Source organism: Henriciella litoralis, from assembly GCF_002088935.1.
Classification (GTDB): domain Bacteria; phylum Pseudomonadota; class Alphaproteobacteria; order Caulobacterales; family Hyphomonadaceae; genus Henriciella; species Henriciella litoralis.
This window is the reverse complement of sequence record NZ_NCSS01000006.1, coordinates 2557185-2574676: the sequence shown is the minus strand read 5'-3', so window position 1 is coordinate 2574676 and position 17492 is coordinate 2557185. Positions and strand designations below refer to the sequence as shown.

Below are 17492 nucleotides of genomic sequence, written 5' to 3'. Positions count from 1 at the left end.
GAACTGCGATCAGGGACCAGAGCAGGCGAGCGGCGTCAACCCGCTTTGCGAGGGATAAACCGGTCTGCCGCGATCACATTTTTCAAAAGATCCGGATCAAGCGTGTCGGACGGCCCGCCGTGCAGAACCGAAATGTCGCCCGTCGTCTCTGCAATCACAGCGTGGACCTGATCGAAGCTGGTGACATTTGCTTCGCGCAGCTTTGCGTAAAGGTCATCGCGCGTAATCCGGGCGTGCCTCATCTGGTCGTCAAAGATCGTTTCGCCCGACATGATCAGGCGCGGCTTGTTATCGACGAGGTTTTCCACGGACTTGAAATGCCGGCGAAGGGAAGCGAGCCCCATTTGCAAACCGTATAGAACAATGAGGGCGAAGAGGCCCTGCAGCAGCGGCGGATCCTTGGCGATAAAAACGGAGGCGACGATCGAGCCGATTGCAACCGTTACAGCAAAGTCGAACCCGCTCATCTTTGAAAAACTGCGCACGCCATAGATCCGCGTCAGCGCTATGATGGACGCATAGATACAAACGGCGCTGAGCAGCACCATTGAAAGGTTCGTCCAGCTTGTAGTGATCCAGTCTGACATGTCTTGCGTCCCCTGCCGCGTTCCTCGTAAGTGAGCGTATGCCAGAGACTTATGTTCCCCCGCCGCTGTCCGGCCTTCGCGTTATCGAGCTCGGCCAGCTGATTGCCGGTCCGTTTTGTGCGCAGCTTCTGGGCGACTTTGGTGCCGAGGTCATCAAGGTAGAAGCGCCAGGCAATCCGGACCCGGCACGGGGCTGGGGCGCCGCCAAGAAAGATGGCATTGGTCTTTATTGGCCAATCATCGCCCGCAACAAATCCTCACTGACGCTCAATTTGCGCGTCGAGGAAGGCCAGACCATCCTGAAGCGCCTCATTGATACCGCCGATGTGCTGGTTGAGAATTTCAGGCCGGGCACGCTGGAAAAATGGGGCATCGGGCCGGAGGTCCTGCACAAGATCAATCCGCGCCTGATCATCACCCGCGTCTCAGGCTATGGCCAGACCGGCCCGGAAAGCCACAAGGCAGGCTATGCCAGTGTCGGCGAAGCCAAGGGCGGGCTTCGTTATCTGATCGGAGAGCCTGACCGCCTGCCCTCTCGTGCCGGGGTGTCTCTGGGCGATACGATGACTGGAACGTTTGCTGCGCTGGGCACAATGATGGCGCTCTATTCGCGTGAGAAAAGCGGTAAGGGTCAGATCGTGGATGCGGCGATCTATGAAACGGTCATGGCCTTTGTGGAAAGCCTCATCCCAGAATATGCGCTGGCCGGGCACACGCGTGAGCGGAGTGGCCCCATCCTGCCGAAAGTCGCCCCGTCTGGGGTCTATCCGTGCAGCGATGGTATGGTGATTATTGGTGCCAATCAGGACGGGCCTTTCCGGCGCCTGGCCGAGATGTGCGGCGCCGACTGGGCCTCTGACGAGCGCTACGCGACCCATGATGCGCGCGGCGAGCATCAGCAGGAGCTGGACGAGAAGATCGCTGCCTGGACGCAAGAGCGGACGATGGCGGAGGTTCTCTCAGCCTGCGAGGCGAGCGGCGTGCCGTGCGGCCCTGTGAACCGGGCCAAGGAGATGCTTGAGGACGCGCATATCAAGGCGCGCGAGGCGATCATCCGCATGGTGCATCCGGTGATGGGCGAGGTCCCGATGCAGGGGGTCTTCCCGAAACTGTCTGAAACGCCCGGCCGGGCGACGCGCCCTGCTCCGTCCATGGGCGAACACACCGGCGCCATCCTGCAGGCGCTGGGCAAATCTGCTGCCGAGCTTTCCGATTTGCGCGACCGCGGCATCATCTGACGAGGACACCGAATATGACTTCTTATGCGACGCCCCTGAGAGGGCACGATCAGGATGAGACCGACCAGCTGCGCCCGAAATTCAATGCAGATGGGCTGATCGCCGCGATCGCGCAGGACGAAACCAGTGGCGAGGTTCTGATGCTGGCCTGGATGAATGCCGAAGCGCTGGAGGCGACGTTGAAGACAGGCGAGGCCACCTATTATTCGCGCTCACGTCAGGCCCTCTGGAAGAAGGGCGAGACATCCGGCCATGTGCAGGCGGTGAGCGCAGTTTTCGTCGATTGCGATCAGGATGCTGTCTTGCTGAAAGTTCGCCAGACGGGCGCAGCCTGCCATACCGGTCGTCCGTCCTGTTTCTACCGCCAGATTGGCGAGGATGGCGTTTCGCTTTCCTTTGCGGGTACGCACGCGTAGAAGAGGCGGGCAAACAGGGGCTATTTCAACATGACACGTATAACACTTTTTTCTGCCAGCATTCTGGCGCTGACCATGGCGGCATGTTCAGGCCCTGCGGACGAGACAGGCGCACCCGAAGGCACGTCTCCCGAGACCGAAACGGTTGCGCCCGAAGCGGCTGAGGCGTCCGAGCCGGAAGCCGAGACGGCCGAGGCAGCCACCGTGGACGCTGTTGAGCTCATCAAGCTGGACTGCGGTTCAATCTACGTGTCCGACCTCGATATCTTCTCCAGCGCGGGCGACTATGCTGGCCAGACCGATACGCTGACCGACACGTGCTGGCTGGTGCGTCACCCTGAAGGCAATCTCCTGTGGGACCTTGGCCTGCCGGGCAATCTCGTTGGCGCCGGCGAGCAGACCAATGGCGTCTTCACCGTGTCGATGGACACCTCTCTCGAGGACCAGTTGGCGGCGATGGACCTTGCCATGGCGGACATCGACTATCTTGCCATCTCGCATAGCCATTTTGACCATGTCGGACAGGCGGGCGCCATTGATGCCGATGCCACCGAGTGGCTGGTGAATGAAAGCGAGTACGATTTTATGTTCCCGGCAGACACCCAAGAAGGTGAAGCCAGCGAAGCCGATGTGGATTATTCCGCCTTCGAGCCGCTGCGCCACACAATCATCGGCGACGACTATGATGTGTTCGGCGACGGATCTGTCGTTATCTTCGAAACGCCCGGCCACACGCCAGGGCACGCATCCCTTCTTGTGAACCTGCCGGAGACGGGGCCTGTCCTGCTGACCGGCGACCTTTATCACCGCGTCGAAAGCCGGGAGCTAAAGCGGGTGCCGCAATTCAATACCGATGAAGCTGCGACCCTGGCATCGATGGAAGCGTTCGAAGCGAAAGCCGACGAGTTGGGTGCAAAGGTCATCATCCAGCATGAGCCAGCCGACACCGACGGCCTGCCTGACGTGATGCGCTAGTCAGACCCCTCTTCGCCGAGCATCTCTTTCAATAGACGGAGCTGTTCGGCGAAAGCCTCTGACCCGGGAGCGATCAGCTCCACATGGCCCTCGCCGGGAATAGCGACAAATATGGCTGGATCGCCAGCGGCCTTGGCCTTTTCGGTATACGCCTTACCCAGCTCAGACGGCGCGATCCGGTCCCGCATGCCATTGACGGTGAATTGAACCGCACTGATGGGCAGCAGCTCAGTCGGCGAGGTATCGGAAAACACATTCTGGCGCTCTGGCGAAGCTTCGCCGGTGAGGACGTCCATAATGTCTGCCAGGCACCCGGCCTGCGTTACCGGAGCGGATGCTTCAAGGTCCGGCAACCCGCCCGAGCTTAAAACGGCCGGAATGTAGAAGGGCGCGTCGCTATAAAGCGGGCTGGTGTCTGCAATCTTTGACCGGGCCGCCGCCCATAAGGCGAGATGCCCGCCCGCCGAATGGCCGAACGCGGCGACGCGGGCCGTGTCAAAGCCATAACCCTCGCCTCTTTCCCCGAACGCATCGACCGCCCTTGCGACATCGAGGAATGTCCCGGGATAACCCCCGCCATCCTCGTCCACGCCGCGATACTCAATATTCCAGACAGCGAGCCCGGCCTCACGCATCGCTTCTGCGGCGTAATTCATCAGCGTCCGGTCTGCGATTGATTTTTGCCAGCAGCCGCCATGGATCATGATGACGGACGGGTGCGGCCCTGCACCATCCGGCAGCCACAGATCGACAACGTCCGTTTCCAGCTCCCCGACAGTAATTGTTTGCGTCGGCTCTGGTCGCTCGCGCGACAGAAGGTCAGACCATGTCATGATCGGCGCGATGTCGGTCTCGGCCATTTGAGGCGCCTCGCTGGAAGGGGTCTGTGATGCTGAGCAGGCTGCGATGAACAGCGCGATGGGAGCCATGAGGTGTGTAATACGTTTCATCTTGCCGCCTTGAAGTGTTTGGATTCATGTGGCCCGGCGCATAGGTCTCTGGCAAGTGACGTGCGCAATGTTTGAACTGGAGCCTGCCTGATGAGCTATTCTGTCCCCGACAGCCGCAGGGCGGCCAAGAGCCTCGATGAACACGATATTCTGCGCCATGCGCGCGAGGCGTTCGATATCGAGGAGGGCGTGATCTATCTGGTCGGCCATTCACTTGGACCTGCGACCCACAATGCGCTCGATGCGCTCTCGCAGGCCGGGCAAAGCGACTGGCGCACCGGGCTGATCCGGTCCTGGAATGAAGCTGGCTGGTTTGATCTCGCGCGTGAGACAGGGCTTAGACTGGGCCGGCTGATCGGCGCTGAGGCGGGCGAAGTGATCGTCGCCGACAGTGTCTCGACCAATCTGTTCAAGCTCGCCTCGGCGACCCTGCCCCTGGCGCGCGCGAAGGTCCTCATCGTCGAAGAGGACGAGTTTCCGACAGACCAGTATATCATCGAAGCGTTGAGCCGCGTTTCGGCGACAGAGTTCCGGCGGGCTGCGGCAGGACAAGGACTGGATGCGCTCGCTGAGACGGGCGGCGTTCTTGTCAAAAGCCTCGTCAATTATCGCTCCGCCGAGATTGAGGACATGGCGCGCGCCGAACAGCGGGCGACAGACGCAGGCGGCGTTATCGTCTGGGACCTTAGTCATGCGACAGGTGTGGTCGATGTTGATGTGCATCAGGCGGGCGCGAAGCTCGCGACAGGGTGCACCTACAAATATCTGAATGGCGGACCGGGCGCGCCTGCCTTTGTCTATGCCCGCGCTGATATTGCGAGCGCACTTCAGACGCCGCTGCCCGGTTGGATGGGCCATGCCCGCCCCTTTGCGTTTGAGCCCGAATATGCCCCCGTCGACGGCATTGGCCGCTTTGCCAATGGAACGCCGCCTATCCTGTCGCTGGCTGCGCTCAGCGGTGCGATTGAGGCGTTTGAAGGCGCGGACATGGAGCTGGTTCAAGCCAAGGCGCGGACGCTGGGCGATCTTGTTGTGAAACGCGCTCAGGCGATGGGCTGTGAAGTGGTTTCACCGCTAGATAGCACCCGGCGCGGCGGGCATGTGAGCTTCCGGCATCCGGACGGCTATCCGATTGTGCAGGCCCTCATCGCCCGGAACATTCTGGCGGATTTTCGCGCGCCAGACACGATCCGCTTCGGCGTCTCACCACTCTATTTGCGCTTCTGCGATGTGTGGGACGCAATGGACGCGCTGGAAGACATTCTCATGACCAAAAGCTGGGATCAGCCGCGTTTCCACGCCAAGGCAAAAGTGACCTGACCCTTTGAAAACTGGCGACCCCGGCGCGATTCGAACGCGCGACCTACAGATTAGGAATCTGTTGCTCTATCCTGCTGAGCTACGGGGTCGCTTGAGTTTGCGATAGCCTGTTTTTTGGTCTGGTTGAAGGGGCCCTTATGCGCGGGACATTTATCGCGATCGCGATTGCACTGGTTCTGGCCACCGCCTGCGCGCCTGCTTCGCCGCTGAGCAAGATGGAAACCGGTGAAACCGGCCGTGTTGTGCGGGTGATCGACGGGGATGCGCTGGTGCTGGACACAGGCCAGAGCGTCCGGCTGGTCGGCATCGAGGCACCGGTGCTCAATTCGCGTTATGACGACCCGCAGCCCTATGCCGAAAGTGCGCAGCGCGCGCTGGAAGACATGGTGATGGGGCGGCAGGTGAAGCTCTACTATCCGGGGCTCACGCGCGACCGGTATGATCGCGCCCTGGCGCATATAAAAACAGATGACGCCAATGGGCCGGAACTGTGGGTCAATCTCGAGCTTGCCAGGCGCGGCGCGGCCCGCGTCCGGCTTTATCCGGACACGGATGGTGCAGGCGCCGAACTGCTGGAGGCCGAAGCGGCGGCACGGGCTGATGGCCGCGGACTATGGGCGCTGAATGCGTACAGGCCAAAACAGGCGAATGCGATTACGGGCGATGAGCGCGGATTTGTGCTGGCACGTGGCCGAATTGGCGCCAAGGCCGAAATACGCGAGAATTCGCGGGAGGACCGGGTGCCCGTCTGCGCGCGTTCAATTGAAGGGGCGCGACTGGTACTGGATGTGATGGTGACAGCAAGCGCCGTGTGCGACCTGCCGGGTGGCATGCCGGTCGAGATGCGAGGCTGGGTGAGCAGCGGGCGCATGGAAATCACGCACCCGCTGCATGTCACAGAGCTTCCGGCAGGAGACTAGCCGGCGATGTACTGCGCGCCGTTGACCGTCATGGTCGCGCCGGTGATGAAGGCGGCCTCATCAGACGCGAGATAGGCGCACATGGAGCCGATCTCTTCTGCCTTGCCGAGACGGCCGACCGGAATGGTGCTGATAATGCTCTCGAGGACCTTTTCAGGCACAGCTCGAACCATTTCAGTGTCGATATAGCCAGGCGCGACGACGTTGACCGTAATGCCCTTCTTGGCGCCTTCCTGGGCGAGCGCCTTGGTGAAGCCAATCAGGCCCGCCTTGGCGGCCGAATAATTGGCCTGGCCGAACTGGCCCTTCTGACCATTGATCGAGGAGATGTTCACGATGCGGCCCCAGCCGCGCTCGCGCATGCCTTCCCAGACCTGGCGTGAGACGTTGAACGCGGATGTCAGGTCAACATCTATGACCTTGTCCCACTGGTCCTTGGACATTTTGTGGAAAGGCCCATCCCAGGTGATGCCAGCATTGTTGATCACGACATCCACCGGGCCGAGATCAGCCTCGATGGCCTTGATGCCTTCGCCGACGGCATCGAAATCAGATACGTCGAACTTGTAGCACTTGATGCCCAGCTCCTGTTCGCAAGCCTTCGCGGCCTCTTCATTACCGCTATAATTTGCTGCCACCTGGAAACCTGCAGACTTCAGCTTTTCGCTGATCGCCCGGCCAATCCCCCGTGTGCCGCCCGTTACGAGTGCTACGCGCGCCATGTTATTCCTCCGAATTTTTGTTGCGCAGCAAAAATTTTGCTGCGTCCGCTCAACTTGATGTAAGCTGCTTACCTATAAACAAGATGGGTAGTTTTGAAAGTCTGGCCAAGCCATGCCATCAAGAGCTTAAATCACGAATAAAAACGCCGCTGCTGGCGAGGAAAAGGGCACGAAATGACCAAGGGAAACGGATCTGACGAGACAGTCATAATCAAGAAGTACGCAAACAGGCGACTTTATGACACATCAACGTCTTCATATGTGACGCTGGACCATCTGGCGGACCTCGTGCGGCGTGAAGTTAATTTCGAAGTTCGTGATGCCAAGACCGGCGAAGACCTGACGCATGCCGTCCTTACACAGATCATCTTCGAGAAAGAAACCAAGGGCGATGGCGCCCTGCCCCTGTCATTCCTGCGACAGCTGATCGGTTTCTATGGCGGCGGCGCGCAAGCCATGCTTCCAGCCTGGCTGGACATGAGCATGAACAGCTTTGCCGAAAGCCAGGAGCGCTGGAAAAAAGCCGTTGGCGGTGCCCACCCGATGGCAATTTTCGAGAATCAGACGCGCCGGAACATGGAAATGTTCGAGAAGGCCATGCAGATGTTCACCCCGCCAATGGCCTCCATGAGCGGGTCGATGGGCAAAACCGGGCCGTCCACCAAAGGCGAGACGGACAGCGACAAGGCCGATTCAGATTCGCGCGATGAAGCGATGGCCGCGCTGAAAGCTCAAATGAAAATGATGCAGGAACAGCTGAACAATCTCACCAGCAAGGAATAGCCAGGCGTCGGCCTGACCAGGCCTGCCTGGAACAGGCCGACGGATCAGCCGATGGGCTGGCTTGCATAGATCTCGCCTTGGCCCGGCTTCTGCACGATGACGGCACATGTGCTTGTGCACGTATAGCGATAGGTCACGGCGCCGCCGGTCCATTTGCCAAAGTCGCGAGTCTGGATCTCTTTATCGGCTTGCGGGTCGGCGGGGTCGAACTCGACAACCCGGACATCAGCGACGCCTGGCGCGAAGCCGGAAATCGTAAAACCATGCTGCGATGAGGTGATCTCAACGCCAGAGCCTGCGTGGGCTGCAGTCCGGGCACCTATGAGCGCGCCTTTAGGGCCCGTAGCCTCAAAGGCTGCCAGCTCAGGCGCATCGGCTTTGGCGATAGCAACCGGCGTTAGCGCCAGAGCGAGAATCAAAAGGCTTCGTGTCATGATCCGCCCAATAGCGAGATCGTGTAACAGTTTTAAATCAGTGCCTGCCCCACAAACAGAAACCGCTCCTTTTCAGGAGCGGTTTCCACAGATTTGAATTTTTCAAAGCCTGAATCAGGCAGCGGCCTCATTGGCGAGATTACGCAGCACGTAGTGAAGAATGCCGCCATTGCGGTAGTAATCGAGCTCATTCTCGGTATCGATCCGCACCACGGTGTTCGCCGTGACCTTGGAGCCATCCTCGCGCGTGATCTCAACGTCCATCGTCTGACGCGGCTTGATGCTATCGATCCCGGTGATCGTGACCTGCTCCTTGCCGGTGAGACCAAGCTCCTTGGCGCTCTGGCCTTCAGCGAATTCAAGCGGCAGGACACCCATACCGATCAGGTTGGAGCGGTGGATCCGCTCGAAACTACCGGCGATGACAGCGCGCACACCAAGCAGGATCGTGCCTTTGGCGGCCCAGTCACGCGAGGAGCCGTTGCCGTAAAGATCACCCGCGAACACGACGAGTGGCGTGTTCGTCGCTTCATACTTCATGGCCGCATCATAGATCGGCATTTGCTCGCCGTCCGGATAGTGGACCGTTACGCCGCCTTCGACGCCCGGCACCATCTGGTTCTTGATGCGGATATTGGCGAAGGTGCCGCGCATCATGACTTCATGGTTGCCGCGTCGCGAGCCATAGGAGTTGAAGTCCAGCGGTGTGACGCCGTGTTCCTGAAGATAGATGCCAGCCGGGCTGGACGCCTTGATCGAACCGGCCGGAGAAATGTGGTCGGTCGTGATGGAGTCGCCGAAGACAGCCAGAACGCGGGCGTCCTTGATGTCTTCCTGCTTGTCGAGATCGAGGCCCATGCCTTCAAAGTAAGGTGGGTTCTGAACGTAGGTGGACTCAGGTGGCCAGCTATAGGTCTGTCCGCCTGACACCTCGATGCCTTGCCAGAGCTCGTCGCCTTTGAAGACGTCGGAATAACGGTCACGGAACATGGCCGGCGTCACAGCATCAGCCATGATGTCGGAGATTTCCTTCGAGGTCGGCCAGAGGTCTTTCAGGAAGACGTCATTGCCGTCCTTGTCCTTGCCAAGCGGGTCGGTGGCGACATTGCGGTGCATCGAGCCAGCCAGCGCGTAGGCAACGACCAGCGGCGGCGACGCAAGATAGTTGGCGCGGATATCCTGGCTGATCCGGCCTTCGAAGTTGCGGTTCCCGGAGAGGACAGAACAGGCGACCAGATCGTTTTCGTTGATCGTCTTGGAAATGGCTGGCGGCAGCGGACCGGAGTTACCGATACAGGTCGTGCAACCATAGCCGACAAGGTTGAAGCCGAGCGCATCAAGATCGTCCTGCAGGCCAGCACGCTCAAGATAGTCGGTCACAACCTGTGAGCCGGGCGCGAGCGATGTCTTCACCCAAGGCTTGACCTGCATGCCCTTCTCGCGCGCCTTGCGGGCAACGAGACCAGCTGCAATCAGCACGGACGGGTTTGAGGTGTTCGTACATGAGGTGATGGCCGCGATGACGACCGAACCGTCATGGATATGATAGTCACTGTCCGGCACGGCATATGTCGGCACGCCGTAATCTTCCGGTTCAGTGTAGGCCATGTTCGCGCCTTCATCCTCGAAGCGCGCTTCGCCACGGGTTTCCGGCTCTTTATCTTCCTCGACGGCCCCACCCTTGATGACTTTGACGTCCTTGCGGAACTGCTCTGGCGCCGTGTCGAGCAGGATCTTGTCCTGCGGGCGTTTCGGGCCGGAAATACATGGAACGACGGTCGACAGGTCAAGCTCGATCGTGTCGGTGAAGACAGGATCTGGCATGTCTTCGCGCCAGTAGCCCTGCGCCTTGGTGTAGGCTTCAACGAGCTCAATGCGATCATCCTCGCGGCCCGTGGAGCGCAGATATTTCAAGGTCTGCTCATCGGTCGGGAAGAAGGCGCAGGTCGAGCCGAATTCTGGCGACATGTTCGAGAGGGTCGCCTGATCTTCCAACGTCAGATTAGCGAGGCCAGGACCGAAGAATTCGGTGAACTTGGCGACAACGCCCTTGTCGCGCATCATCTTCGTGACGGTCAGGACGAGGTCCGTGGCCGTGGCGCCCTCTGGCAGCTTGCCGGTCATCTTGAAGCCGATCACTTCAGGGATCAGCATGGAGACAGGCTGGCCGAGCATGGCCGCTTCAGCTTCGATACCACCAACGCCCCAACCAAGCACGGACAGGCCGTTGATCATGGTGGTGTGGGAGTCTGTGCCGACGCAGGTATCCGGATAGGCAACGGTTTCACCGTTCTCTTCACGGGTCCAGACGGTCTGGCCGAGATATTCGAGGTTCACCTGGTGACAGATGCCGGTGCCGGGTGGAACAACGCGGAAGTTCTCAAAGGCCGATGCGCCCCAGCGCAGGAACTCATAACGCTCCTGGTTGCGCTCATATTCGATCTTCACATTTTTCTTGAAGCTGTCGGCGTGAGCGAAATTGTCGACCATGACGGAGTGGTCAATGACGAGGTCAACCGGCACTTGCGGGTTGATGGCCTGAGCCGAGGCGCCGAGCTTCTTGGCCGCATCCCGCATCGCAGCGAGGTCCACCACGGCTGGAACGCCGGTAAAGTCCTGCATGAGGACGCGGGCCGGGCGATAAGCGATTTCGTGGCCGGTCTTGCCTTTATTGTCGAGCCATTTGGCGAAGGCAGCGATGTCGTCTTTGGTGACCGTCTTGCCATCTTCAAAGCGCAGCATGTTTTCCAGCAGCACCTTGAGCGAGGCTGGCAGGCGTGACACATCACCCAAACCGTTTTCGGAGGCGGCCTTGAGCGAGTAATAGGTATAGGACTTGCCGTTAACGTCCAGGGTGCGGCGGGAATTGAAACTGTCGAGGGATGGCATCGTCGGAATGACCTCTTCTTGCATAAGCGGTTGTGGCGCGCGCAGTTGCGCAGCGCGTCGTTGCCTGTCTCATATAGGCCATACTTGCTGTGTGCAATCGCAGCACGGTGACTGTTTTGCTGCTGGAGGCCGATTTGAGCGGTGATTTTCTCTTTCAGGCGGAAGGCCTTGGCGCCATCCGGGGCGAACGAGTGCTGTTCACCAGTGTTTCGCTCGACCTGAAAGCCGGCGACGCCATTGTGCTGCGCGGCGCAAACGGCACCGGTAAATCGACCTTGCTGCGCATGCTGGCAGGCCTGTCACGGCCTGATAGCGGGCAGATTGAGCGCCGGGCCAGGCATCACTGGCTTGGCCATCGCGACGGCGTCAAACCGCATGAGACCCCGCGCCAACATCTGCGACACTGGGCCCGCGCATGGGGCAGTGAGTCGGATGTCTCCGAGGTCGCCGTAGAGATGGGGCTGGAGCGGCCAATGGATGTCGCAGGCCGCCTGCTGTCTGCCGGTCAGCGCAGGCGTACCGCCATTGGACGGCTGCGACTGGTGCAACGGCCTGTCTGGCTGCTGGATGAACCGTTCAACGCTCTGGATGCCGATGGCCGCAAGATGCTCGCCGGGATGATCGAGGCGCATCGAGCGTCTGGAGGCGGTGTCATTTCAGCCCTGCATGGCGATGCACCGTTCGAGGCAAGCGCGGAAGTGGTGCTATGATCGGGCCATCTCATCACTGGAGCCAGATTGTCGGAGGGCATGATGTCTAGCCCCGCCCCGATACGCGCCGCTTTCCGTCAGGCGATTGGCGAAGCCTGGGGTGGCGGGGCCGGTGCCTTGCTGCCGATCGGCTTTTTTGCGGGCGCGGCGATGCTTGTGCCCTTCACGGTTGGCAGCGAGGCGAGCCAGCTCTCCGCAATCGGGTCCGGCGTGCTCTGGGTCGCACTGGCGCTCGCATCGCTTGTGTCGATGGAGCGCCTCTTTCAGGCTGACCTTGAAGACGGCACGCTGGATATGTGGGCGCAGGAAGAGACGCCGCTCTTTCTGGTGGCCGCCAGCAAGATATTGGCGCACTGGCTGGTGTCCGGCCTGCCGCTTGTCATCCTGACACCGCCTATCGGAATTGCATTGCAGATCCCGGCGGGAGAGCTTGTGCCGGCGATGCTCGCCTATGGCCTTGGTGGATTGTCCTTCTTTTTGTGGGGCGGTGTCGCCGGTGCACTGGCCGCAAGTGTGCCACGCGGAGGCCTGCTGATCGCGCTGCTTGCGCTGCCCCTCTTCATTCCGACCGCAATCTTTGGATCGCTTTCCGTGCAGGATGGCATGCAGGGACCGAATGTTCTGTTCCTGGCTGCCTCGACAATGTTCGCCCTCGCTGTTGCGCCTTTCGCCGCATCTGCGGCGCTTCGCTTGGCGGTAGACTGATCGGCGAGTAGACAGGGACACCATGATTTCAGCCTTTGCCAATCCACACCGCTTCATGGCGCTTTCGCGCTGGCTTGCGCCGACCTGCCTGGTCGTTGGAATAGCGCTGATTGCCTACAGCGTCTGGCAGGGTCTCTGGATCATTCCGGAGGATGACTATCAAGGCGGCGATATCATGCGCGCCATGTTCATCCATGTCCCGTCCGCCTGGCTTGCCATGGCAAGTTATATGGGCCTCGCCCTCTGCAGCTTTATCTGGTTCATCTGGCGGCATGAGCTCGCTGATATGGCGGCAAAATCAATCGCGCCGATCGGGGCAGGCTATACCGCGCTCTGCCTTGCAACCGGTTCGATCTGGGGCAAACCAACCTGGGGCACCTGGTGGCTCTGGGATGATGCGCGGATGATGTCCGTGCTGGTCATGTTCTTTCTGTTCCTTGGCTATATGGCGCTGCGCGCCGCCATGGACACCCGCCAGAAAGCCGCGCGGGCCGGCGCCATTCTGGCGATGGTTGGCGCGGTGAATGTGCCGCTGATCAAGTTCTCGGTCGATATCTGGTCGTCCATCCATCAGGATGCGAGCGTGCTGCGGATGGATGGTCCGGCGATGCCTGCGGTCTATCTGACACCGCTTCTGATCGGCGCGCTGGGCAACAGTATTTTCTTTGCGTCACTGACCATGATGCTGATGCGCGCCGAAGTCTGGCAGCGCCGCAGCGCCGTTCTGGTCGCGCGCAAGCTGGCGGGGAAGTGACGCATGCTACCGGTTTTTGATCATAACGCGGCTTATATCTGGACGATCTATGTGATCGGCCTCGCCGTGCCTGCCGCCTTGCTGGTGTACGCCGTCCTAAAGGCCCGGATGGCCAAGCGTCGGCTTGAGCGTCTTCAAGCGGAGAGGGACCGATGAAAGCCTGGCAGGCAGCCTTGCCACTCGCCGCTCTTGTCGGCCTCGGCGTGCTGGGCGCTGTTCAATTGATGCGGCCAGACGATGACAGCTTTGTCGCCAAGACGGACCGCAATGCGCCGGACCGTGCCTTCCCGCTGCTGGCAGATGAGACGTCCGCCATCAATTTCAGCCAACCTTCCAGTGACCAGCCCGTGATGGTCAATCTGTTTGCCAGTTGGTGCGCCCCCTGCCGCGCGGAGCATGGCGATATAACCTGGCTCGCGAACGAGCATCCCGGACAGGTTTTCGGTCTGGCTTACAAGGATCAGCAACCGGCGACGGAAGAGTTTCTACAAGAGCTCGGCAATCCGTTCGCGGCCATAGGCGTCGATCCGTCTGGACAGGGCGGGCTGGATTTCGGACTAACGGGTGTGCCGGAGACGTTCGTGATCAACCCTGAGGGCAAGATCATCCTGCACATTCGCGGGCCTCTTGATCCATCGACGCGCGAGCAGGTGAGCCGCGCGCTGGAGGGCTAACGCCCTACTTCTTTTTCTTCTTCTTTTTCTTCTTGTCGGATTTCGACTTGGAAGATTTATCGCCCTTGTCTTTCTTCTTTTTTGGCTTTGGATCTGTTGATCCCGCCTCGTCGACATTGTCCGCTTCGTCGACCTCGAGAACGTCTGCAGGATTACCGATGGAGGTCAGCGACGCCAAAAATCCGGCACGCCGATTGGCCCGCACAACCGACAAAAGCTCGCGGTCAGCGGCTTCGACGCCGGACAAGGCCGCAAGATAGGCCTCTTTACCCGCAGGCATCAGGGACACGGCCTTGGCGCGCGCATCCTCTGGTGAGACCACGCGCTTGATATGACCGGAAGCTTCCATGCGGCGGACCATGTCTGCCAAAGTGGAGCGATCAATGCCGGTCTTGTCGACAAGACCAGCCTGGCTCTGACCTTCTTCTTCTGCAAGCGCAGCCAGAACGGCGAACTGGCGCAACGTCAGCCCTTGTGCGGACAGCGCTTCGGATGAAAGATTGACAGCGGCCTGCTGCGCGCGATGCAGCAAGTGGCTGGGCGATGTGGCCAGATCGAACTGAGATCCTGCTTGTTCATCAGCCATCACACACTACCCTTTCAGTTCAACAGCATTTTGCCGAAGTTCACACGAAGAATCTAAAAACAAACCGTGTGCGGATCAACAGACTTCACCAATAAGGCGAGACAGTAACAGCTTCATGACACAGAATACCGAAGAAGATTTCACGCTTGCCATCCCTGAAGGCGATGATCGCCAGCGCCGCATCTGCAACACATGCGGTTTTATAGACTATCGCAATCCGCGTATCGTCGCCGGCTCTGTTGTCGTCAGCGAGGATGGACGGATCCTGCTCTGCAAGCGCGCGATTGAGCCGCGCCGAGGTTTCTGGACGCTCCCGGCCGGCTTTATGGAGCTTGGCGAAACGGTTGAGGAAGCAGCGATGCGTGAGGCGCAAGAAGAGGCCTGCGCCGACATCCGCATCAATGGTCTGCTCGCGACGTATTCGGTGCCACGCATCGGTCAGGTGCAGATCATGTTTCGTGCGACACTGGAGTCCGAGATCGCCCCCGGGCCTGAAAGCCTCGAGACAGAGCTTGTCGCCTGGAAGGATATTCCATGGTCACAGCTGGCGTTCCCGACCGTCGTCTGGGCCCTGACGCACTATTCTGAAACCCGGCAACAGGACAGTTTCGTGCCGTTCAGCAACCCGCCTCAGACGGCCCGTATTACGCGGTAGCTTCCGGCTCGTCCTGCAAATGCTTCATCGTATAAGGCACGTTCAACGCGCCGAAGATGAAGGTGATGACCATGTTGCCAATCTTCCAGTTGGCCCACACGTCCTCAGCATTCTTGTCGCCAAAGGTCATCCCCAGAAATTCGTAGGTGCCGGCCGGGGCCAGAGGAATACCAAAGAATATCAGCGGCTGCTCAAAGCCCGGCGCATAGGTGCGCCAGAGATACTCGTTCCAGATTGCCATCGCGATAAAGAACAGACCCCAGCGAATAGCGAGCTGCTTCCAGGCAAAGTCCGGCAATGAAAACACGTTCTTGAACATCACGCGCCAGACATTCTGACCGACAGCCATACTGCCGAAGATGATCGTGGCGAGGAAGAGGTTCTGGATGGTCGGTTTGATATAGATGAAGGACTTTTCCTGCAGCAGGATGCCCATCAGACCAAAGCCACCCACAATCAGCGAGCTGATAATCAGAAATGGCGGTATTCTCTCCCCATTCTTCAGCTTGTAGCCGACAACGCCGAGCGACAGGACGATCAGGACAGCGGTCGCCCAATACAGCGAAGAGTCCTTGTCGATCCAGGCTGTGTCGAGGCCCGACAGGCGAATAAGATTGTAGACGAGGACAAAGCCGATGACGGGTACAAGGTCACCCCAGATCTGGTTCGCCTTGTCTGCGGCCTTGCCGAGGTCATTATTTTCGTCAGTCATATCACTCTTACGTAGTCGGCGCGTCGCTGGATGTGCGAAGCCTGTCTTGCACGAATGCCCGGGCCCCGCCAGCGTCAATCAAAAGAGCCACTGCAATGTAGACAACACCGCCGACGGCGGCCTTGCAGAACAGCTCCAGCCAACTTCCAAAATGAGGCACGAGCATGACGGCCGGCCACATCGCTGCGCAGGCGATCGCAATCTTTCCTGCGGCAAAAAACGGAAAAGGAAAGTGGATGTATCGGCGTCCGCGCAAGCTGATAACCAGAATGCCGATCACATAACTGCCAATCGTCGCGACAACCGCGCCGATCATGCCAATAAGCGGAATGAGAATGATGTTCGCAATGATGTTGATTCCCGCAGGAATAATCATGAGCAGAGCCTGCTCACGCGTTTTCTGGGCGAGCTGAAACGCTTCTGAATAGTAATGCATGAGCAAGCCATTCATCAGGCCTGCAAAGGCAATCCAGGGAATGATCCGCGTCGCCCCGGCCCGGACATCTTCACCGATCAGGGCCTCGGCAAGCGGTTCTGCAACAAGCGCGAGCCCCGTCGCAGCAGGCAGTCCGAGCAGCAGCATCGTCGATACGAGCCCGCGTGCTTCTCTCTGGGCGGCCTCAGGCCCCTCCTCTTCGAAGGCGGCGAGAACAAGCGGCGCCCCTGCCATCGCCGCCCATGCACAGAGCAGAAGGATGGTCTTGTCAGCAACGCCGTACCCCGCCGCATAGGCACCGACAGCTGCCTCGCCAAGAAAGAGCGAGATCAGGAACCGGTCGGCGACAGAGAGCAACAGATCCAGAGAAAGCGCCGCCGCCACGGGTAGACCATAGGCATAATATTTTCGAATTCGCGCAGGGTCGGCATGTCCGCCCTTCGCCGCCCGCATCAGCCATGGCGCCTGAAACAGGCAAAGCACCGCTGATGAGCAAGTCAGACCGATGAAGGGTGCTGCGGCCCCGATATGCGTATAAAAAGCGACAAGGGCCCCAACCGCGAAACCGCCCAGCAGCTTGGTTGAATAGACGATAACATAGCGCTGCACCTGCTGGCTCGCCCGGTGCGCCTCAAGCGTTGCCTGAATGATGGTGCCAAGCGGGAACAATACCGCGATCCAGGGAAGGATCCTCAGATAGCGCGGCATATGAGAGACAGCGATGGTTAGGATCAGAGTCAGGATTGCCGCGAAGGCCAGCGACCTCAGAAGCAGGGCGCGAACCGTGGCATAGTGATCCGCCGTATCGCCGCGTGCATTGGCCTGCGCCGTATACCGGTAGGCGGCAGCTTCACCCGGGGCCAGCGTCACCGTGTGGATCAGCGACATGACCGAGAACATGAGCGCGTATCGGCCATACTCATCCGCCCCGAGAAGGCGGGTGAACACATAGACCGTGCCGAACGATGTCAGCGCGCTTGTGATATTGGCCGGAAGATAGCCGGCAAGGTGACGGATCAGTTTCAT

General features: G+C 59.7%; 20 protein-coding genes and 1 tRNA gene. 12 read left to right on the top strand and 9 right to left on the bottom strand.

The window, feature by feature from the left end; genetic code table 11:
* Positions 1 to 35 precede the first annotated feature (35 nt).
* Positions 36 to 587 (bottom strand): DUF421 domain-containing protein, encoded by a 552-nt coding sequence (locus B8783_RS16235; protein ID WP_084421109.1) that lies wholly within the window; start codon positions 585 to 587, stop codon positions 36 to 38.
* A gap of 38 nt (positions 588 to 625) precedes the next feature.
* Between B8783_RS16235 and B8783_RS16230 the strand changes: the two genes are divergently transcribed.
* The 3 genes from B8783_RS16230 to B8783_RS16220 are packed head-to-tail and all read left to right on the top strand — an operon-like array spanning position 626 to position 3216.
* Positions 626 to 1825, top strand: coding sequence for a CaiB/BaiF CoA transferase family protein (locus tag B8783_RS16230; protein WP_084421108.1), 1200 nt, complete (start codon positions 626 to 628; stop codon positions 1823 to 1825).
* Between the two features lie 14 nt (positions 1826 to 1839).
* Positions 1840 to 2241 carry a phosphoribosyl-AMP cyclohydrolase gene (hisI, locus tag B8783_RS16225; RefSeq protein WP_084421107.1) on the top strand — a complete coding sequence of 134 codons (402 nt, stop codon included), beginning with the start codon at positions 1840 to 1842 and terminating at the stop codon, positions 2239 to 2241.
* 30 nt (positions 2242 to 2271) lie between these two features.
* Complete coding sequence (locus B8783_RS16220; RefSeq protein WP_084421106.1) at positions 2272 to 3216, top strand: N-acyl homoserine lactonase family protein; 945 nt, start codon at positions 2272 to 2274, stop codon at positions 3214 to 3216.
* Here B8783_RS16220 and B8783_RS16215 read toward each other — a convergent pair.
* The gene (locus tag B8783_RS16215) at positions 3213 to 4166 is read right to left on the bottom strand and encodes an alpha/beta hydrolase (protein WP_233355830.1); all 954 of its coding nucleotides are present in this window, start codon (positions 4164 to 4166) and stop codon (positions 3213 to 3215) included. The genes B8783_RS16220 and B8783_RS16215 overlap by 4 nt on opposite strands.
* Positions 4167 to 4256: 90 nt before the next feature.
* Between B8783_RS16215 and B8783_RS16210 the strand changes: the two genes are divergently transcribed.
* A complete protein-coding gene (locus tag B8783_RS16210; RefSeq protein WP_084421105.1) occupies positions 4257 to 5486 on the top strand; it encodes a kynureninase in 1230 nt (409 codons plus the stop codon).
* Between the two features lie 12 nt (positions 5487 to 5498).
* Here the strand turns inward: B8783_RS16210 and B8783_RS16205 are convergent.
* A tRNA-Arg gene (locus B8783_RS16205) sits at positions 5499 to 5575 on the bottom strand.
* A 48-nt stretch (positions 5576 to 5623) separates the two neighbouring features.
* On the opposite strand from B8783_RS16205, the gene B8783_RS16200 reads away from it, so the two are divergent.
* Entirely contained in the window at positions 5624 to 6406 is a 783-nt protein-coding gene (locus tag B8783_RS16200; protein ID WP_084421104.1) for a thermonuclease family protein, read from the top strand.
* Here the strand turns inward: B8783_RS16200 and phbB are convergent.
* A complete protein-coding gene (phbB, locus tag B8783_RS16195) occupies positions 6403 to 7128 on the bottom strand; it encodes an acetoacetyl-CoA reductase (protein ID WP_084421103.1) in 726 nt (241 codons plus the stop codon). The genes B8783_RS16200 and phbB overlap by 4 nt on opposite strands.
* Positions 7129 to 7302: 174 nt before the next feature.
* Between phbB and phaR the strand changes: the two genes are divergently transcribed.
* Positions 7303 to 7911 carry a polyhydroxyalkanoate synthesis repressor PhaR gene (gene phaR / locus B8783_RS16190; protein WP_084421102.1) on the top strand — a complete coding sequence of 203 codons (609 nt, stop codon included), beginning with the start codon at positions 7303 to 7305 and terminating at the stop codon, positions 7909 to 7911.
* Between the two features lie 44 nt (positions 7912 to 7955).
* Here phaR and B8783_RS16185 read toward each other — a convergent pair whose 3' ends face one another.
* Positions 7956 to 8345, bottom strand: a complete 390-nt coding sequence (locus B8783_RS16185) for a hypothetical protein (protein ID WP_084421101.1) — start codon at positions 8343 to 8345, stop codon at positions 7956 to 7958.
* Positions 8346 to 8459: 114 nt separating this feature from the next.
* Positions 8460 to 11234 (bottom strand): aconitate hydratase AcnA, encoded by a 2775-nt coding sequence (gene acnA, locus B8783_RS16180; RefSeq protein ID WP_084422153.1) that lies wholly within the window; start codon positions 11232 to 11234, stop codon positions 8460 to 8462.
* Between the two features lie 134 nt (positions 11235 to 11368).
* On the opposite strand from acnA, the gene ccmA reads away from it, so the two are divergent.
* The 5 genes from ccmA to B8783_RS16155 are packed head-to-tail and all read left to right on the top strand — an operon-like array spanning position 11369 to position 14077.
* Complete coding sequence (ccmA, locus tag B8783_RS16175) at positions 11369 to 11944, top strand: heme ABC exporter ATP-binding protein CcmA (RefSeq protein WP_169711827.1); 576 nt, start codon at positions 11369 to 11371, stop codon at positions 11942 to 11944.
* A gap of 42 nt (positions 11945 to 11986) precedes the next feature.
* Positions 11987 to 12649, top strand: a complete 663-nt coding sequence (gene ccmB, locus B8783_RS16170) for a heme exporter protein CcmB (protein ID WP_084421099.1) — start codon at positions 11987 to 11989, stop codon at positions 12647 to 12649.
* A gap of 22 nt (positions 12650 to 12671) precedes the next feature.
* The gene (ccmC, locus tag B8783_RS16165) at positions 12672 to 13403 is read left to right on the top strand and encodes a heme ABC transporter permease CcmC (RefSeq protein WP_084421098.1); all 732 of its coding nucleotides are present in this window, start codon (positions 12672 to 12674) and stop codon (positions 13401 to 13403) included.
* Positions 13404 to 13406: 3 nt separating this feature from the next.
* Positions 13407 to 13559 (top strand): heme exporter protein CcmD, encoded by a 153-nt coding sequence (gene ccmD / locus B8783_RS16160; protein ID WP_084421097.1) that lies wholly within the window; start codon positions 13407 to 13409, stop codon positions 13557 to 13559.
* On the top strand, positions 13556 to 14077 hold the full coding sequence (locus B8783_RS16155; protein ID WP_084421096.1) for a redoxin family protein: 522 nt from the start codon (positions 13556 to 13558) through the stop codon (positions 14075 to 14077). Before ccmD ends, B8783_RS16155 begins: the two co-directional genes overlap by 4 nt.
* A 4-nt stretch (positions 14078 to 14081) precedes the next feature.
* On the opposite strand, the gene B8783_RS16150 is transcribed toward B8783_RS16155, so the two are convergent.
* Positions 14082 to 14663 (bottom strand): MarR family winged helix-turn-helix transcriptional regulator, encoded by a 582-nt coding sequence (locus B8783_RS16150; protein ID WP_084421095.1) that lies wholly within the window; start codon positions 14661 to 14663, stop codon positions 14082 to 14084.
* Between the two features lie 115 nt (positions 14664 to 14778).
* On the opposite strand from B8783_RS16150, the gene B8783_RS16145 reads away from it, so the two are divergent.
* Positions 14779 to 15318, top strand: coding sequence for an NUDIX hydrolase (locus B8783_RS16145; RefSeq protein ID WP_084421094.1), 540 nt, complete (start codon positions 14779 to 14781; stop codon positions 15316 to 15318).
* Here the strand turns inward: B8783_RS16145 and B8783_RS16140 are convergent.
* Both B8783_RS16140 and B8783_RS16135 read right to left on the bottom strand, forming a co-directional pair.
* Positions 15308 to 16030: an inner membrane-spanning protein YciB gene (locus B8783_RS16140; RefSeq protein WP_084421093.1), complete on the bottom strand. Its 723-nt coding sequence runs from the start codon at positions 16028 to 16030 to the stop codon at positions 15308 to 15310. The genes B8783_RS16145 and B8783_RS16140 overlap by 11 nt on opposite strands.
* A gap of 7 nt (positions 16031 to 16037) precedes the next feature.
* The gene (locus tag B8783_RS16135) at positions 16038 to 17492 is read right to left on the bottom strand and encodes a lipopolysaccharide biosynthesis protein (RefSeq protein WP_084421092.1); all 1455 of its coding nucleotides are present in this window, start codon (positions 17490 to 17492) and stop codon (positions 16038 to 16040) included.

Coding starts and splice junctions, on each gene's coding strand:
- hisI (WP_084421107.1), top strand. CDS start 1,840: ATGACTTCTTATGCGACGCCCCTGAGAGGGCACGATCAGGATGAGACC.
- ccmB (WP_084421099.1), top strand. CDS start 11,987: ATGTCTAGCCCCGCCCCGATACGCGCCGCTTTCCGTCAGGCGATTGGC.
- acnA (WP_084422153.1), bottom strand. CDS start 11,234: ATGCCATCCCTCGACAGTTTCAATTCCCGCCGCACCCTGGACGTTAAC.
- B8783_RS16135 (WP_084421092.1), bottom strand. CDS start 17,492: ATGAAACTGATCCGTCACCTTGCCGGCTATCTTCCGGCCAATATCACA.
- B8783_RS16185 (WP_084421101.1), bottom strand. CDS start 8,345: ATGACACGAAGCCTTTTGATTCTCGCTCTGGCGCTAACGCCGGTTGCT.
- B8783_RS16140 (WP_084421093.1), bottom strand. CDS start 16,030: ATGACTGACGAAAATAATGACCTCGGCAAGGCCGCAGACAAGGCGAAC.
- B8783_RS16210 (WP_084421105.1), top strand. CDS start 4,257: ATGAGCTATTCTGTCCCCGACAGCCGCAGGGCGGCCAAGAGCCTCGAT.
- B8783_RS16200 (WP_084421104.1), top strand. CDS start 5,624: ATGCGCGGGACATTTATCGCGATCGCGATTGCACTGGTTCTGGCCACC.
- ccmD (WP_084421097.1), top strand. CDS start 13,407: ATGCTACCGGTTTTTGATCATAACGCGGCTTATATCTGGACGATCTAT.
- B8783_RS16150 (WP_084421095.1), bottom strand. CDS start 14,663: ATGGCTGATGAACAAGCAGGATCTCAGTTCGATCTGGCCACATCGCCC.
- B8783_RS16215 (WP_233355830.1), bottom strand. CDS start 4,166: ATGAAACGTATTACACACCTCATGGCTCCCATCGCGCTGTTCATCGCA.
- phaR (WP_084421102.1), top strand. CDS start 7,303: ATGACCAAGGGAAACGGATCTGACGAGACAGTCATAATCAAGAAGTAC.
- B8783_RS16230 (WP_084421108.1), top strand. CDS start 626: ATGCCAGAGACTTATGTTCCCCCGCCGCTGTCCGGCCTTCGCGTTATC.
- B8783_RS16220 (WP_084421106.1), top strand. CDS start 2,272: ATGACACGTATAACACTTTTTTCTGCCAGCATTCTGGCGCTGACCATG.
- B8783_RS16145 (WP_084421094.1), top strand. CDS start 14,779: ATGACACAGAATACCGAAGAAGATTTCACGCTTGCCATCCCTGAAGGC.
- ccmC (WP_084421098.1), top strand. CDS start 12,672: ATGATTTCAGCCTTTGCCAATCCACACCGCTTCATGGCGCTTTCGCGC.
- B8783_RS16155 (WP_084421096.1), top strand. CDS start 13,556: ATGAAAGCCTGGCAGGCAGCCTTGCCACTCGCCGCTCTTGTCGGCCTC.
- phbB (WP_084421103.1), bottom strand. CDS start 7,128: ATGGCGCGCGTAGCACTCGTAACGGGCGGCACACGGGGGATTGGCCGG.
- B8783_RS16235 (WP_084421109.1), bottom strand. CDS start 587: ATGTCAGACTGGATCACTACAAGCTGGACGAACCTTTCAATGGTGCTG.